Origin of the sequence: Anaerocolumna aminovalerica (assembly GCF_900115365.1) — a bacterium.
In the GTDB taxonomy this organism is placed as follows: domain Bacteria; phylum Bacillota; class Clostridia; order Lachnospirales; family Lachnospiraceae; genus Anaerocolumna; species Anaerocolumna aminovalerica.
This window is the reverse complement of record NZ_FOWD01000008.1, coordinates 107,728-123,928: the sequence shown is the minus strand read 5'-3', so window position 1 is coordinate 123,928 and position 16,201 is coordinate 107,728. Positions and strand designations below refer to the sequence as shown.

The window sequence follows — 16,201 nt, the reverse complement described above, 5'->3', positions numbered from 1 at the left end:
AAATAATAATCTTAAATACAGATGCCAAGATTATACCATAATTATACAAAAAGCTTCAATGTAAAACTGTGTAAATGGAGATGTTTTCGTTTAATTCTACGGGGCGTTTATTGTATATCTTAATATAATCAATTATTATGCTGTATATGGGGGCGAAACAATTGGATATTAAAAAGGTTAGGACATTGTTGTTCTATCTGGTAAAGAAAAGCAAATGAAGTAAAGCAGATTGCAGATAGGATGAATATAGGTGATAAAGCAATTTCATAATCTAAACGAGGCTTAGGATTACAGTACTATTAAACAGTAAGATATAAAATGAGGAGACTATAATGGAACAAAGAATTAATATTAAGAGATTTCTTGATGATTCAGGCAAGATAATACAATTACCACGAAATAAAAAGACACGTTTTGCTTTACTGGAATATTTGTCAGAGAAATTTGAGGCAAACTGCACTTATACGGAAAAAGAGGTTAATAACATCTGCGATGAATGGCATACCTTTGGGGATTACTTTGTTTTACGGCGAGAACTAATTGATAACGGTTTGCTGTGCCGGGAGGCAGATGGTTCCCGTTATTGGAGATCACAAATTGATCAAAAGGACAATACCTAGTATATTTTTCACCTTCTAATTAAAAACTTTGGTAAGAATAATATAGTTCTTGACTTAAAATTTTTATTCAATTACCATAGTTCATAGAGATAGCGCTACCTCTTAATAATGATTTTAGGAGGGTGATTTTATGTATCACAGAAGATTCAAAGGAACACATTATGAAGTAGGATATAAATGGGGAAAAACACTATTAAAGTTTGGAAAAAAACTTGATAATTGTCCTACCTTTGAATTGACAGAAGATAGGTATATATTTGCAAAAGAATGTGAAAAGGAATATAAAAGATATTTCCCTGAGCTGCTGGAAGAAATTCAAGGGATTGCGGAGGGAAATGAAATCCCTGTGGAGACGCTTCAAGCATTGCTATTCAGCATGTACTGTTTTGAGTTTGATAATAAATGTACATGCTTCGCGTTTAAGACGGATGAAGAAATACTATTTGCCAGAAACAGTGATTTTTTAGTTGATATAGAAAAACTATATATGAACTGTATTTATAATCTGAAAAACAGTAATTCTTTTAACGGAAATACGACTGCTTTTGTGCAGATGGAAGATGGTGTCAATGAACATGGACTGGCAGTAGGACTTACTTTCATATACCCTAAAATAAAAAAACCGGGATTTAATTCAGGTATGTTAGTTAGATATCTTTTGGAAAAGTGCAGGACAACGGAAGAAGCAATTGCTGAGCTTCACAGATTACCTATTGCTTCAGCTCAAACCATAACTATTGCAGATAAATATGGAGAAATAGCTGTTGTAGAAAATAACCCAAAAGATATAGTGGTCATTAGGCCAGAGGAAGGTGAAAGGTTTGTGGCAACGGCTAATAATTTCAACTCAGAGCTGATGCAGCAATATAGAAATACCACAATTGATGATTGGCGCTCTCATGACCGATATAAAACAGTTTACAATGCATTAAAAGGTAAGCAAGAATTATATTCCGTTGAATATGCAAAAGCAATATTGTCAGGAAAATATGGGTTTATGTGTCAGTATAACCGTAAGAAGAATGCAGATACCGTATGGTCTGTTGTTTATGATTTAAAACGTAAACAAGTATGGAGAGTGGAAGGTAATCCCTCCAGAAAACAGTTTAAGGAAGATGTTAGATGGAAATTCTTATAAACCCGGTGGATTTCTAAACAAAATATTACCATTGGTTAATTATTATGAATAAAACATGATAATAGTTCACTTGTTGGAAAGGAAGGTCTTTGCTATTCTATATTTAGCAAGGACCTTAGCTATTTAAGAAGATTGGAGATGTATAACATGAGAATAAACGAGGTAATCCGTGAATACAGAAAAGCAGCAAATCTTACTCAGGAACAAGTGGCTAATTATCTTGGAGTAACAGCACCTGCGGTAAATAAGTGGGAGAATGGCATATCATATCCGGACATAACCTTATTAGCACCTTTAGCACGTGTTCTTAAAACGAATGTGGATACTTTATTATCCTTCAATGAAGAATTAACGGATATTGAAATTAATAAGTTAGTGGAAGAGGTTTCAGAATTAGCCCAAAAAGAAGGTTTTGAGAAAGCATATAAGAGGGGGGAAGAATTAATTAAAGAATACTCTAATTGCGAAAGATTGATTCTTTACATTGCCCAGATTTTAAATGCTTTCTTAAAGATAAATGGAGTTGAAAATTCAGAAGCATATGAAACAAAGGTAATTCAGTGGTATGAAATAATAGCTGCCAGTGAGAAACAGGAAATAGCTTCTATAGCAATAGCTGCTTTGGTTTCAAAGTATACGGAAAAAGAGGAATTTGATAAGGCCCAGCAATTGTTAGATAGGATACCTCCGTTAGGTTATGATAAAAAGTTAATGCAGGCAATGCTTTTTGAAAAACAGGATAAATATGAGGAAGCATATGAGATTTATGAGAGAATGATTTATATGGATGCAAATGAAATCTGCAATGTAATACAGATATTGATTAATTTATTATGTAAAGAAGAAAAGTATGATAAGGCAGAAAAATATGCAGCGATAGCAAAAACATCAGCAAAAATATTTGATCTGGGGGCATATATGGAGAATATTCCTGATATGTTTATTGGCATATCCATGCAAGATAAAGAGCGTAGTTTGGATGCAATGGAAAAGTTGGTGAAAGGAGTAGATTCCGTTGAAACAGCAGCAAGGTCAGATATGTATAAGCATATGAAGATGAAAGAATCATCTAACATGGATGCAGTAAAAAAGATGATAAAAAGAGGGCTGGAAAGTGATAAAGAAGTGGATTTTTTAAGAGAGGAACCACGCTTTAAGTCAATCATTGAATTATTAAAGTAAATCTTTGCAATTACGGATCAAAACAAATTTTAATTATCTATTGACTCTCACATTATGGTATACTCTAGAATAAATATGAGCTCAAATAACACATATATGTGAGGATATAAAAATGCTAAAAATAGGTGATTTTTCAAAACTATCAAGGATCAGTATACGGATGCTGCGGCATTATAATGAAATTGGTCTGTTAGTGCCAAAGAGCACAGACAGCTTTACAGGCTATCGCTTTTACAGTGAAGACCAACTTCCGGTTGTGGGGCGGATCAATGCCTTAAAGGATATGGGTTTTAGTCTTACAACTATTGTGGAGATACTAAAAAGTTATGATGACCCTCAGGCACTGGCAGGGTTTTTAGCTGTGAAACAGTCTGAAGTACAGGCAGAGGCCAAAGAAGCGGAGCGCCGTCTACTGCTCCTTGACACAGCCATAAAGCGGTTGAGAAAGGATGGAACAGTTATGAGTTATAATGTTACTTTAAAGGAATTGCCAGAAAGATATGTTGCAAGCGTACGAAAGGTCATCCCCAGTTACCAGCAGGAAGGAATGCTATGGGGAATTCTGATGCAGGAAACTGCTCCCCTTGAGATGCAGGATGGGGATCCATGTTATACACTGGCCATCTTCCATGACGGTGAGTTTAAGGAATCTAACGTAGATGTGGAGGTACAGAAATCAGTTCGGGGCAGTTATAAGAATACCGAAAATGTGGTTTTTAAAACAGAACCTCCCGTTCTGATTGCGTCTGCCACCTACAAGGGCAGTTACGAAAAGGTTGATGCTGTCAATGAGGCAGTGGCAAATTGGGTAAATGATAACGGTTATGACTTTAATGGCCTGTCTTTCAATATCTATCACGTCAGCCCTCATGAAACACAAAACCCTGATGAGTATGTCACTGAGGTTTGCTATCCGGTTAAAAAGAAATAGTTATGATTCAGGCAACCGTCTGCAAAATTGCAGACGGTTTTTGCCTGAATCCAGCATGAGCGCAATCTAATCTGTGAAAATCAGTATGCCTTAGTAGTGGAAAGATGTAACCAAGGACAAGGGTATGGTTGGTGGGGCGAAACAATCAAAAATGTTTTTAATCAGACTCTATGGAAGGCAATACAATTTCTGCTCTCAATCCTTTTCCAATATCGCTTGATAAAATCAAATGTCCTTGATGTGCCTTTGCAATTCTTGCAACCATTGGCAGCCCTAACCCATGACCATTCTGGCGGGGATGTTTTCTTTTAGAGGAATAAGGAAACTCAAGCAAATCAGGAAAACCAGTTATTACACTATGATAGTTAATGGTGATACGAAGTTGAACCACTGGAAAAGATATGAATATACATTAGATGCTTATAATGAGAAGGGTGAAAAAAAATCTCTTACCTTTACCAGCAGCAAGCAACTGCGAGAAGGTTCGTATCTAGAATTGTATGTTGCGCCGTTTCGGGGAGTTACCTACTGGCAGGAGGTGCAGCCAGATGAATTGCCTGACCAGGTTAAGAGTGTCTATTTAAAATAGTAGAAACTATCATAAAATATAGTAATAGTTATCAATAATATCACCTCTTCTTAGATTTTTATTAGCATTAAAAATGTATTTATCTTATAATAAACCTAATAAACTATAATTGTAAGTGTATAAGTACACTCATAGGATATTACACATTTAATTTTTAATTGGTACATTTATGTAGGGTGATAAAAATGGAAATGGATTATAAAGCTTTAGGTGAAAGAATAGCAAAAAGAAGAAGAGTATTAAATTTGACTCAGGATGAAGTTGCAGAAAGTACCGGACTTAGTAACAATTATATTTCGAATATAGAAAACAATCATTCAATTCCCAGTATTGAGACGTTGATGAGATTATGTGAAGCTCTTAACACAACACCTGACTATTTACTTTTAGGTACTGCTAAATATGTGGATGATAACTTAAAGGATCAAATTACTGAGAGGATTAAGTTATGTGATGATCGAAAGCTTAAATTAATTGATCATTTCATATCATGGGTAATTGATGAAACGTTATAAATTACAGGATGAAAGGAGAAATTTATTATGAATCATAAAGACAGAATGCTTGCCGGATTGCCTTATAAAGCCTGGCTGGATGGATTAAGTGAAGCGAGAATGGAGAATAAGCTAAAAATTCATGAGTTTAATTTGTTGCGTCCCGATGAAGAGGAAAAGATGGACCAATTAATTCGTGGAATTCTTGGTAAAACGGGAGAAAGTATACATGTTGAACAACCCTTCCACTGTGATTACGGTAAGAATATAGAGGTTGGAAATAATTTTTATGCCAATTACAACTGTGTAATTCTTGATGTAGGTAAGGTCATTATTGGAAATAATGTTATGTTTGCCCCCAATGTATCCATTTATACGGCTGGTCATCCTATTCATCCCGATTCCAGAAATTCAGGGTATGAATATGGAATACCAATAACCATAGGAGATAATGTATGGATAGGCGGCAACGTTGTAATCAATCCCGGTGTTACCATAGGGAACAATGTGGTTATAGGTTCAGGCAGCATTGTGACCAAAAATATACCGGATAATGTGATTGCCGTAGGAAGCCCATGCAAGGTCATCAGAGAAATTACGGAAGATGATCGAAAATATTACTTTAAAGACAAAGAATTTGATGTACAGGATTACCTATAATAGTGAAAACCCATAAGGCCTAATGACCTTATGGGTTTTCATACTATATGAGCCGGAATGCCCCCAATACATAACCCTTAAGCGGATGTAATATTCTTAGGGCTAGTCGACTAAACTGTGCATAGATTGTCGGGTGAATAAATGTATCCTTTGATAATATTGTTGGTGAAAGGAGGTTGTTTGATGGATTCTTTAAGTTGTATGAATAATGCATTGGCATATATTGAAGAGAACTTAACAGAGGATATTGATTATCGTGAAGTATCAAAAATTGCTTACTGTTCGGAGTATCATTTTAAGCGGATGTTTTCTTTTTTGTCAGGCATAAGTTTATCAGAATATATTCGAAGAAGAAGACTAACGCTGGCTGCGCTTGATATGAAAGATAGCAATTTGAGAATTATCGATGTTGCCGTCAAATACGGTTATAGTTCAGCTGATTCATTCTCCCGTGCTTTTCATTCTATGCATGGCATTCTCCCTTCTGAGGCAAGAAGTGAGAATACACAATTAAAAGCTTATCCTAGAATGACCTTTCAACTATCAATTAAAGGAGGACGTGAAATGAATTATCGTATTGTTGAGAAAGAGTCATTTAAGTTAGTGGGGTTTAAGAAGAGAGTTCCAATTACCTTTAAAGGTGTAAATCCTGAGATTGCTTTAATGTATGAACATTTAACCCCAGAGGTTATTAAGCAATTAAAAGCACTTTCAAATGTAGAACCAACAGGCATTATTAGTGCTTCCACTAATTTTTCTGAGGGAAGAATGGAGGAAAAAGGAGAATTAGATCATTACATCGGGGTTGCAACCTCAGATGATGAAACAGCAGATTTTGATGTGTTAAAAATTAATGCTAGTACCTGGGCTGTATTCCAATCGATTGGACCATTCCCTGAAACACTTCAAGATATTTGGGGAAGGATATACTCAGAGTGGTTCCCATCTTCAGGATATGAGGCAGTTGAAGGTCCAGAAATTTTATGGAATGAGAGTAAGGATACAATGAATCCGAAGTATAGAAGTGAAATATGGATTCCAGTAAAGAAGAAGAAATGTTAAATAAATCAATAATCATGCTAAAGGTCACTCCAAGAGTGACCTTTCAAGGCGCGTGGAGACATTGCATAATGACCGCCAATAAGAAGGCTTGCAATAAACTGAGAAATAAAACAGATACTACATTGTTAAAAGTTTGACAAACAGCCAAAAGAATGTTAATATATTAACGAACTCACTATTGATTAAAAAACGAAGTATAAAAGATAAAGGAGAATAATAAGATGAATTTGTTTGATCTGACAGGTAAAGTTGCTGTTGTTACAGGAGCATCCAGTGGTTTAGGAGCTGATGCTGCAAGAGCATATGCGGAACAAGGTGCGGATGTTGCACTTTTAGCCAGAAGAAAAGAAAAGCTTGATAAAGTTGTGAAAGAGATTGAAGCTACCGGTAAAAAAGCCATTGCCGTACAGTGTGATGTTTCGAATGAGGAAGAAGTTGAGAAAGCAATTAAAGAGGTTTTGGCACATTACGGTAAAATTGATATTTTACTAAACAATGCCGGAATCGCTTTTGCAGGCTCCGTAGAAAATATGACAGTTGAGCAGTGGGATACCGCAATGGATATTAATGTAAAAGGTATCTTTTTGACATGTAAATATGTGGTTCCCCATATGAAGAAGCAAAAGTATGGAAAGATTATCAACGTTTCATCTGTCAATGCGGTTATAGCAGATAAGCCAGAACCACTTGTGCGTCATGCTTATAATACATCAAAGAGTGCAGTTCTTGGATTGACTACTGGTATGGCGGTTTCTTTGGCACAGTACGGGATTACTGTTAACGCCGTAGGTCCTGGTCTTTTTGAATCAGAGATGACTGCAGATACCTTATTTAAAGAAGAAAGCTTCCTGCAGATGTACAACGCACTTTGTCCAGCTTCCAGGCCGGGAAGAAAAGGAGAGCTTAACGGGCCGATTTTGTTCCTATCCTCTGATGCATCTAGTTATACGACAGCACAGTTTATTGTGGTTGATGGCGGATTAACTGCAGTTTAGACAGTTGGTTTATGGAAGAATAAAAAGCCCAAAGGCCATTTATATGAAAAATCAAGATACCTGTATTTTCATATAAATGCCTCTGGGCTAATAGAGTAAAAGATTAAAAGTTAAAAACTCAACCAAAATTAGAAAAGAAACTTGCAAATAAACTGTCCTGTTCCGGTTTGTGAGTGACATAACCAATAGCTATTTTATTGTTTGTTAATTCAATCATCTTTTGAGCATTTTTTTCACCAAATGCTCCGCATAATTCAATTGCACCAACACCTTCCTCCTCTAAGAAAGAAAGTCTTTCACATGCTTCTTCAAAATTTCTGACTGTGAAAATATAACTTATTTGATTTTGGGTTTCAAAGCAAGCGGTATGTTCCTGAGGATTATAATGTTCTCCCATAAGTAAAAAGGCGAATTTTTTCTTCATATGAATTCCCTCCTATAATTAATGGCCTATTCCTCTTGAGTAGCAAACTGGCTGTTATAGAGGTTGGCATAGACACTATTTTTCTTTAAAAGTTCTTCATGCGTTCCTTGTTCAACGATATCACCGGAATCAAGCACAAGTATCAGATCTGCATCACGAACGGTGGATAACCGGTGTGCAATTACAAAGCTAGTACGCCCTTTCATGGCCCGCTTCATGGCTGTTTGGATCAACATCTCCAATCTGGTATCTACGCTGCTGGTTGCCTCATCAAGAATCAGGATGTGGGGGTCTGCTAAGATGGCACGGGCAATGGTAAGTAACTGCTTTTGTCCCAATGACACATTGCTGCCCTCTTCGTTGATCATCATTTGATACCCTCCAGGCATGGACTGGATAAAATGATGCACATTAGCAGTTTTAGCGGCTGCTATTACTTCGTCGTCAGTAGCATCCAGACGGCCAAATCGGATATTTTCTGCAATAGTATTGTGGTATAACCATGCATCCTGCAAGACCATACCAAAAAGAGCCCTTTCATTATTCCGCCTCATGGCATAGATGGATGTGCCATCAATAGTGATATCTCCTTCTTTGATGTCATAAAAACGCATCAAAAGATTTATAATGGTTGTTTTTCCAGCTCCCGTTGCACCTACGATGGCTATTTTCTGACCGGATTTTGCTTCAAAGGATAGGTCAGTGATAAGAGGTCTGTCCTCTGCATAAGAAAAATTCACATTTTTAAAACGTACATTCCCTTCAAAATGGCTTAAGTCCAAAGTCTCAGGTTTTTCTGCTTCGTTTTCTTCTTCCTCTTCTTCCAAAAAGTTTACAATACGTTCCATAGAGGCAGCTGCACTCTGTACTGGAGTGGCAAGTTGAGTAATTTGGTTCATAGGTTCATAGATAAGCCAGATATACAACACAAAAGCCTGCATATTTCCTAGGGTCATACTGGAAGATAGAACGGAATATCCTGTGAAAAGCACCATTGCCGCATAAACAATACCAAGAAGAAATTCAATAAAAGGGGAAATTAGACTGGATATGAACCCAGCCTTAAAACCTGCCTTATTGAGCCGACCGTTTATGTCTTGGAATCTCTGGGTGGTATTTACTTCGTTATTATAAAGTTTAATTACTGTAAAACCTGTGTACCGTTCTTGGATGTAACCGTTTAACTCAGCCAGAGTATTTTGCATGTTACGGAACTGCCCCTGGCTCCTTTTCATTAGAAATCGAGAAAGAAGGAAAGTTAGGGGTAAGAGTAACAGGCAGATAAGCCCTAATGGTAATGAAATTACAAGCATCATGATAAAAGTCATTGAAAGGTTGGTAACTGCGTAGACCAGTGGCATAAGGCTCTGTTGCATGGCATTCGATACCGCATCAACGTCATTTGTAATACAGTTAAGTGTTACCCCAAGCTGATTACGGTCATAATAACTTACAGGAATCCTGTTCATTTTGAGGCTGATTTTGCTTCGCAGATCCTTAAAGCTATCCTGAACGCATCCTGCCATTAAAAAGCTGGCAGAATAGGTACCTATTTGACGAATTACTGCTGAAACGCCTAAGATTATTACAATCTTTGAAATGTATTGAAAATTGACTGAGGCACCAGGCTTGCCTGAGGCTATTTCCATTACATTTTTCCCTAGCTCCGTAATAGCAAATCCATTGATAAAAGGACTGAGGGTACCTAAAACAGCACCGAAAAACTGTAGAAACAAGGCAATTATAAATTTCCATTTATAAGGTTTCATACATATCTGTATAAGCTGCCCAGCTTTACGTAATGTTTGGTTCTTCATTATAGTTCCTCCTTTGAAAGCTGACTTGCTGCTATATCATAGTAAACATCGCAGTTCTTCATGAGTTCTTCATGGGTGCCCTGACCTACGATACGTCCTTCATTAAGAACAATAATCTTATCAGCATGGCGAATAGTACCGATACGCTGGGCCACTATAAGCATAGTAGCATTCTTTATTTCCTGGCGGAGGCGGGTACGCAGCTTGAGATCAGTTGCATAATCAAGAGCAGAGAAGCTATCGTCGAAAATATAAATTTCAGGTTTTTTCACTATGCCCCGTGCAATGGCAAGACGTTGTTTTTGACCTCCGGAGAGGTTGGAACCTCCTTCGGTGATCATTTCATTAAATCCATCTTTTTTCTTTGAAATAAAATCTGCTGCTTGGGCGATTTCTGCGGCTCTCTTTAGTTCTTCTATAGATGCATCGGGTTTGCCAAAGCGAAGATTTTCCCCAATGGTACCCGTAAAGAGCTGGGCTTTTTGTGGAATAAAGCTAAGCTTATCTCGTAGAGCGTGGATATTATATTCCCGAACATCCACTCCATTCACTAATACCCGGCCGCTGGTCACATCATACATGCGGGGAATAAGCTGCACTAATGTAGTCTTTCCACAGCCGGTACTCCCAATAAACGCAATAGTCTGACCTGGTTCTGCTGTAAAGCTAATGTTTTTTAGAACAGGTTCTTCCGGAGAACCAGGGTAAGAAAAAGTCACGTTCTCAAAAGTAATATATCCCTTTTTATCTGTCTTAGTAATACCGGTCTCTAAATTTTCCCCTATGCTTGGGATGCTGTCAAGTACTCGCTGGATACGTTGTGCGGATACAGAGGCTCTTGGATACATAACAAAGAGCACCGCCAGCATCATAAAGCTGAAGAGAATATGGAAAATATATTCTATGGATGCACTTAATGTGCCTACATCCATAGTGCTCTGGTTGATTTCCTTGGCACCAAGCCATAAAACAATTACGATCATAGTATTAAAAATCAGAAAGAAACCAGGCTGAGTGACAGAAACAATGCGGAACATCCGCTTGGAAACTCCGCAGTATGTTTCGTTTACCTCTTCAAACCGTTCATTTTGTAATTCTTCATTACCAAAGGCGCGAATGACCCGGAGTCCGCTTAGACCTTCTCTCATAATAAGATTGATCTTATCTAAGGTAGTCTGTTGCTGCTTGGAATAGGGGCGGCTTTTTCGGCTAATGGTAAACATACCAAGAAGCAATACTGGTACGCTTGCTGTAACTACCCAAAAAAGGTTAGGATTATTATTTAAAATCATAATAAATCCGCTAATAGTCATAACAGGGGTGATCAAGGCACTACGTAACATAGTTTGAACAAAAACCATAATTTGATAGGAATCGCTGGTGGTACTGGTAATTAAAGATGAGACGCTGAACTGGTCATATTCACTATGGGAAAATCCCTGGGTTTTAATAAATTGGTCATTTCGGATGTCTCTTATAACATTAGAGGCTATGCGGCTATTGGCATAAGACATGCAGATTTCACATCCCAGCCCAATTACCATAACTCCTACCATAAGTAGTACTAGTCGATTAAGAAGTACTGGCTGATTAAGTAGAAGTGCATCATTTATTATATCTTTTAGTATTGTAGGTACTCCAATTTGTATTGCTACAAATCCGGCCACCCCCAAAAGGCTGAGGAGTAGATAGTGTTTATAGCGCCAAGTATAGTTTAAAATCAGTTTCATTATTACACCTTCCTCTGGTATTTTGTTTAGTCTTTATTACGGGATATACCTCCTGAGAACGGAATTGGAGGCGTCTTTCCCCCGCAGTTAGAAGTAATGACATACATAAGAACAAAAAAAGAGCACCAAATACTTGAGCACTGTACAAAAGCACAGACACTTGGCACCGGTACTACTCGTGTTAGTATGTGCGACAGGATAACTGTATATCAACCCGTCCTTTATTTACATTATTTTATCCACAATAACGTAAAAAGTCAACTATTATTTTCTGATTCTTATATCGTTCTTTTACTTAAATTCCTTTACTTATAAATTATAGTTAAAGACTAATTTATTGATTTTATGGTTTTTAATTTTTTTCCCAGAGGTATTTGTTTTTACCCTACCTGCCTTATTCCCGCTCTGTAAACTATTAATAAAAAAACAAACCTATAACACCTGTAAAAATCATGATCAATATTGGGTTTAATTTATACTTTCTCAATAAAAACAGAGAAATAACAAATAGAATTATAGCGGTAATGTTTATGCTAAAACCTTTAACCCCAATTGATGCAGTACCGAAAAAAGCAATCAAAATAATAGTGGATGCAGCAGATGCAATAAGGCCCACAGAACTAGAGCGCAGTCCTTTTAATATATTTGAAATACTATCTATATCCTTATGTTTCATAAAAAATTTATATAAAAAAATAGAAATAATAAATCCAGATAGGATACTCCCTAAAGTAGCTGCTATAGCTCCAGGTATACCTGCTAGACGTATTCCTACAAAAGAAGCAGTATTAACAACCAAAGGACCAGGTGTCATTTGGGAGATTGTTATAATATCTGTGTATTCTTGGAGGGTAAGCCAGTTGTAAGAGTTTACTACTTGTTCCTGTATTAATGGTATAATAGCATATCCACCCCCAATACTGAATAAACCAATCTGTAAAAAGCTAATAAATAATATATAAATGGTTTTACTCATCTTATCTTCCTCCTTGTCTGCTTTTAATATATGTTTGAGCAAAACATAGAATAGAGCAGGAAATAATAATAACCAACACATTAATGTTAAAAATGAAACTAGCTATAAATGCAATGGGGGCCATTAAAGTCAATAGCCAATTTTTTTCTTTTAAAAGGCCCTGTCCCATATCGATTATTAAATCTACGATTGTAGCAGCAACCCCTGCTTCCATACCTTTTAATATTGCAGAAATAACTCTATTATCCCTAAAGGCTTTATAGAAAAAGGATATGATTGATAATATTAGTAAGGGAGGTAAGACTGTACCAATACAAGTAATAACTGAACCTGTAATTCCAGAAATACGATAGCCCACTAATACTGCAATATTAACTGCAATAGCACCAGGAGTTGATTGAGCTATTGCAGCCATGTCCAATAGCTCCTGCTCACTAATTAATTTCAGGTCATTAACGAAGTATTTACGCATCATAGGAATAACTATATATCCTCCTCCAAAGGTAAAAGCACTGATATAAAACGTGATTTTAAAGAGTGAGAAGTATATCTTTAAATTTTTAATCATAAATAGTACCTCCAAGAGATCAATTATCAGTTTTGTTTATTATACACCTTGATTTGACATAAGTATAATAGTATAATTTTATGAAACACATAACTAAATAGTAATGAATAAGGAGTTAGATATGAATATAAGATACCTGCGTATTTTTAAAATGGTATGCGAAGAAGAAAGCATTACAAAGGCAGCAGAAAAATTATTTATAACCCAGCCAGCAGTTTCAAACGCAATAAGTGAATTAGAAAGTGATTTAGGGGTGTGTTTATTTGATAGAATTTCAAGAAAGATCTATTTAAATGAAACTGGTAAGTTATTTTTGGGAAAGGTAATAAAGCTGTTAGATTTGTATGATAATTTAGAGCAAAATGTTAAAGAATTAGAAGACAGTGCCACTATCAAAATCGGATCTAGTATAACTATAGCGAATTTTATACTACCTAAAGCTATAGTAAATTTTGAAGCCATTTACAAGAATACGCCCACAAAAGTAACCATTGGAAATGCAGGAACAATTGAAGAGATGTTATATAATAACGAAATTGATATAGGCTTAATAGAAGGGGTCATCTATAATGAAGAATTAATAAAAATTCCATTCTCCTCCTATAAATTAGCTGTAATATGTTCTCCTAAACATAAATTAGCCATAGAAGAACCTGTAGAAATCAATAATTTAATACAAGAAAGATTATTACTTAGAGAAAAAGGAAGCGCAATACGTGATGTTTTTGATAGCGCATTATTACTTCATAATTTAAGAGCAAATCCGGATTGGACAAGTATAAATTCACAGGCACTTATTCATGGAGTAAAACACAATTTGGGAATAAGTGTGCTGCCTAAAATACTAGTAGAAGAAGAAATTAATAGTGGAGAACTCTTTGAAATAAAGGTTAATGATTTTGAGTTAGTTAATATAAATCATATAGTATTCCATAAAGATAAATTTCAAACAAATAGTTTTAAAGCACTTATTGAGATAATCAAGAATAGTGTAAGGGATTAAGGTACAAAAGATTTACTAATCAGACAATTCAAATACAATGCCTAAAAATTAGGCAAAATAGCTGCGGTGTTCAAAAATCCAACACCGCAGCTATTTTATCTAATGAAAAAGAATAAAAAAGACTATATTATAAGTGCATAACAAAAAAACATGCTAGACACTTTTATTATTATTAATGTTTAGCGGAAAAGAAAGGGAGGAAGTTATAATGAAATTAAAAACACATGATGATAGGCTTACTCTTACAAATGGAACATATCATGCTTTGGTAAATGCAAGAAAGCCGAAAGGAATTGAAGACAAAAAGGCATATTTAATTGGTACCGGAATTGGTGCTTTGGCAGCAGGCTGCTTTCTAATTCGTGATGCCCACATGGATGGCAGCAAGATTACTTTCTTGGAGCAACTTGATATTCCAGGCGGATCTTTAGACGGCGAAGTTCGTCAGAACTTGGGCTATGTAGCACGTGGCGGACGTGAAATGGGTCATCATTTTGAGGTTTTATGGGGCTTGTTTAGTTCATTACCATCTACAGAAGATCCTAATATGAGTGTGCTGGATCATTTCTATTACACAAACTATGATGATCCAAACTTTAGCAATTGCCGTATTACGAAAAACCAAGGTGAGCGTTATGACAATGGTAAATTTAATTTAGGTCAGGATCTGGCAAAAGAATTAGCTGCTTTTACTACTATGAAAGATGAAGATCTTGAAAATAAAACTATTGAAGATATATTTTCAGAGGAACTTTTAAATACTGACTTCTGGACATATTGGAGAACAATGTTCGCATTTGAGAACTGGCATAGTGCTTTAGAGATGAAACTATATATGACACGGTTCATCCACCATGTTGGAGGATTACCAAATCTTTCTGCATTACAATTTTCACGCCACGATCAATACACTTCATTTGTTAAACCAATGGTTAAATATTTAGTGGATCATGGTGCTAAATTTGAATATGGAGTTACTGTTGATAACGTTGAGTTCTCAATTTCAGATGATAAAAAGGTTGCAAAGAGAATAGTTGCAAAAGATAAGACTGGTAAGGATATTTCTATTGACTTAACAGAAAATGACTTAGTATTTATCACCAATGGTTCTATGACAGAAGGTTCCGGATACGGTGATGACAACACCCCTGCACCATTTAATAAGGAAGCGAAAGGCTGCTGGACATTATGGAGAAATATAGCGGCTCAATCCGATGAATTTGGACGTCCGGATAAATTCTGTACAGATCCGGAGAAATCCAACTGGGAGTCTTGTACTGTAACTTGTCATGATGAACGTGTTCCTAAGTATATTGAAAAGATTACAAAACGTTCCCCATACGGCGGACGTACTGTAACCGGTGGTATTGTTACAGCACTTGATTCCTCATGGCTGATGAGCTGGACTATAAACCGTCAGGAACAATATTATGGACAACCTGAAAAAGATGTTGTTGTTTGGGTATATGGATTGTTCTCTGATGTTCCCGGAGACTATATTAAAAAACCAATGAGAGATTGTACTGGTAAGGAAATCACAAAAGAATGGTTATATCACATAGGTGTGCCAGCAGATGAAATCGAAGAATTAGCAGGATCATGTACTGCAATTCCTGTTATGATGCCATTTATTACATCTCAATTTATGCCTCGTGAACTTGGTGACCGTCCTTATGTTGTACCTAAGAATGGAGTAAACTTTGCTTTTCTTGGACAATTTGCTGAAACATTGGATGATCCGGGACGTGATACGGTATTTACTATCGAATATTCAGGACGTACAGCCATGGAAGCAGTATATGTTCTAACCGGGGTTGAAAAGGGAGTTCCTGAGGTGTTCTCTTCCAAATACGATATCCGCTATTTATTAAATGCAGGTACATGCCTATTAGATGGAGAAAAACCAAAACTTGATATACCACCATTGGCTAAACGTAAGATATTAAAACAATTAGCAGGAACAGAAATTGAAGATTTATTGAAAGAATATGGAGTTATTTAACAACATTTAT

Annotated in this window: 17 protein-coding genes; 11 read left to right on the top strand and 6 right to left on the bottom strand. The window is 36.2% G+C overall.

Annotated features, from left to right (window positions below; genetic code table 11):
* Positions 1-332: 332 nt before the first annotated feature.
* From BM183_RS06710 to BM183_RS06695, 4 genes are all read left to right on the top strand, one after another.
* On the top strand, positions 333-620 hold the full coding sequence (locus BM183_RS06710; protein WP_091685498.1) for a DUF2087 domain-containing protein: 288 nt from the start codon (positions 333-335) through the stop codon (positions 618-620).
* A gap of 130 nt (positions 621-750) precedes the next feature.
* The gene (locus BM183_RS06705; RefSeq protein WP_091685496.1) at positions 751-1,758 is read left to right on the top strand and encodes a C45 family autoproteolytic acyltransferase/hydrolase; all 1,008 of its coding nucleotides are present in this window, start codon (positions 751-753) and stop codon (positions 1,756-1,758) included.
* A 147-nt stretch (positions 1,759-1,905) separates the two neighbouring features.
* On the top strand, positions 1,906-2,940 hold the full coding sequence (locus tag BM183_RS06700; RefSeq protein WP_170847910.1) for a helix-turn-helix domain-containing protein: 1,035 nt from the start codon (positions 1,906-1,908) through the stop codon (positions 2,938-2,940).
* Positions 2,941-3,052: 112 nt separating this feature from the next.
* Entirely contained in the window at positions 3,053-3,871 is an 819-nt protein-coding gene (locus tag BM183_RS06695; protein WP_091685493.1) for a MerR family transcriptional regulator, read from the top strand.
* Between the two features lie 157 nt (positions 3,872-4,028).
* Here BM183_RS06695 and BM183_RS06690 read toward each other — a convergent pair whose 3' ends face one another.
* Positions 4,029-4,205 carry an ATP-binding protein gene (locus BM183_RS06690; protein WP_207650134.1) on the bottom strand — a complete coding sequence of 59 codons (177 nt, stop codon included), beginning with the start codon at positions 4,203-4,205 and terminating at the stop codon, positions 4,029-4,031.
* On the opposite strand from BM183_RS06690, the gene BM183_RS06685 reads away from it, so the two are divergent.
* The 5 genes from BM183_RS06685 to BM183_RS06665 all read left to right on the top strand — a co-directional run bounded on the left by BM183_RS06685 (position 4,152) and on the right by BM183_RS06665 (position 7,671).
* On the top strand, positions 4,152-4,460 hold the full coding sequence (locus BM183_RS06685; protein ID WP_091685491.1) for a YxeA family protein: 309 nt from the start codon (positions 4,152-4,154) through the stop codon (positions 4,458-4,460). The genes BM183_RS06690 and BM183_RS06685 overlap by 54 nt on opposite strands.
* A gap of 185 nt (positions 4,461-4,645) precedes the next feature.
* Entirely contained in the window at positions 4,646-4,975 is a 330-nt protein-coding gene (locus BM183_RS06680) for a helix-turn-helix domain-containing protein (RefSeq protein WP_091685490.1), read from the top strand.
* A 27-nt stretch (positions 4,976-5,002) separates the two neighbouring features.
* Positions 5,003-5,614, top strand: a complete 612-nt coding sequence (locus tag BM183_RS06675; RefSeq protein ID WP_091685488.1) for a sugar O-acetyltransferase — start codon at positions 5,003-5,005, stop codon at positions 5,612-5,614.
* A 183-nt stretch (positions 5,615-5,797) separates the two neighbouring features.
* Positions 5,798-6,676 (top strand): AraC family transcriptional regulator, encoded by an 879-nt coding sequence (locus BM183_RS06670; RefSeq protein ID WP_091685486.1) that lies wholly within the window; start codon positions 5,798-5,800, stop codon positions 6,674-6,676.
* Positions 6,677-6,897: 221 nt separating this feature from the next.
* Positions 6,898-7,671 carry an SDR family NAD(P)-dependent oxidoreductase gene (locus tag BM183_RS06665; RefSeq protein ID WP_091685484.1) on the top strand — a complete coding sequence of 258 codons (774 nt, stop codon included), beginning with the start codon at positions 6,898-6,900 and terminating at the stop codon, positions 7,669-7,671.
* Between the two features lie 118 nt (positions 7,672-7,789).
* Here BM183_RS06665 and BM183_RS06660 read toward each other — a convergent pair whose 3' ends face one another.
* The 5 genes from BM183_RS06660 to BM183_RS06640 all read right to left on the bottom strand — a co-directional run bounded on the left by BM183_RS06660 (position 7,790) and on the right by BM183_RS06640 (position 13,186).
* On the bottom strand, positions 7,790-8,095 hold the full coding sequence (locus tag BM183_RS06660; protein WP_091685483.1) for a DUF6506 family protein: 306 nt from the start codon (positions 8,093-8,095) through the stop codon (positions 7,790-7,792).
* A gap of 26 nt (positions 8,096-8,121) precedes the next feature.
* Positions 8,122-9,912, bottom strand: coding sequence for an ABC transporter ATP-binding protein (locus BM183_RS06655; RefSeq protein WP_091685481.1), 1,791 nt, complete (start codon positions 9,910-9,912; stop codon positions 8,122-8,124).
* Complete coding sequence (locus tag BM183_RS06650; RefSeq protein ID WP_330392350.1) at positions 9,912-11,579, bottom strand: ABC transporter ATP-binding protein; 1,668 nt, start codon at positions 11,577-11,579, stop codon at positions 9,912-9,914. The genes BM183_RS06655 and BM183_RS06650 overlap by 1 nt, the downstream gene beginning before the upstream one ends.
* A 478-nt stretch (positions 11,580-12,057) precedes the next feature.
* Positions 12,058-12,618 carry a chromate transporter gene (locus tag BM183_RS06645; protein ID WP_091685479.1) on the bottom strand — a complete coding sequence of 187 codons (561 nt, stop codon included), beginning with the start codon at positions 12,616-12,618 and terminating at the stop codon, positions 12,058-12,060.
* Between the two features lies 1 nt (position 12,619).
* Positions 12,620-13,186: a chromate transporter gene (locus tag BM183_RS06640; RefSeq protein WP_091685478.1), complete on the bottom strand. Its 567-nt coding sequence runs from the start codon at positions 13,184-13,186 to the stop codon at positions 12,620-12,622.
* 121 nt (positions 13,187-13,307) lie between these two features.
* Between BM183_RS06640 and BM183_RS06635 the strand changes: the two genes are divergently transcribed.
* On the top strand, positions 13,308-14,189 hold the full coding sequence (locus BM183_RS06635; protein ID WP_091685476.1) for a LysR substrate-binding domain-containing protein: 882 nt from the start codon (positions 13,308-13,310) through the stop codon (positions 14,187-14,189).
* A 208-nt stretch (positions 14,190-14,397) separates the two neighbouring features.
* Positions 14,398-16,191, top strand: coding sequence for an oleate hydratase (locus tag BM183_RS06630; RefSeq protein ID WP_091685474.1), 1,794 nt, complete (start codon positions 14,398-14,400; stop codon positions 16,189-16,191).
* The last annotated feature ends 10 nt before the right edge of the window (positions 16,192-16,201 follow it).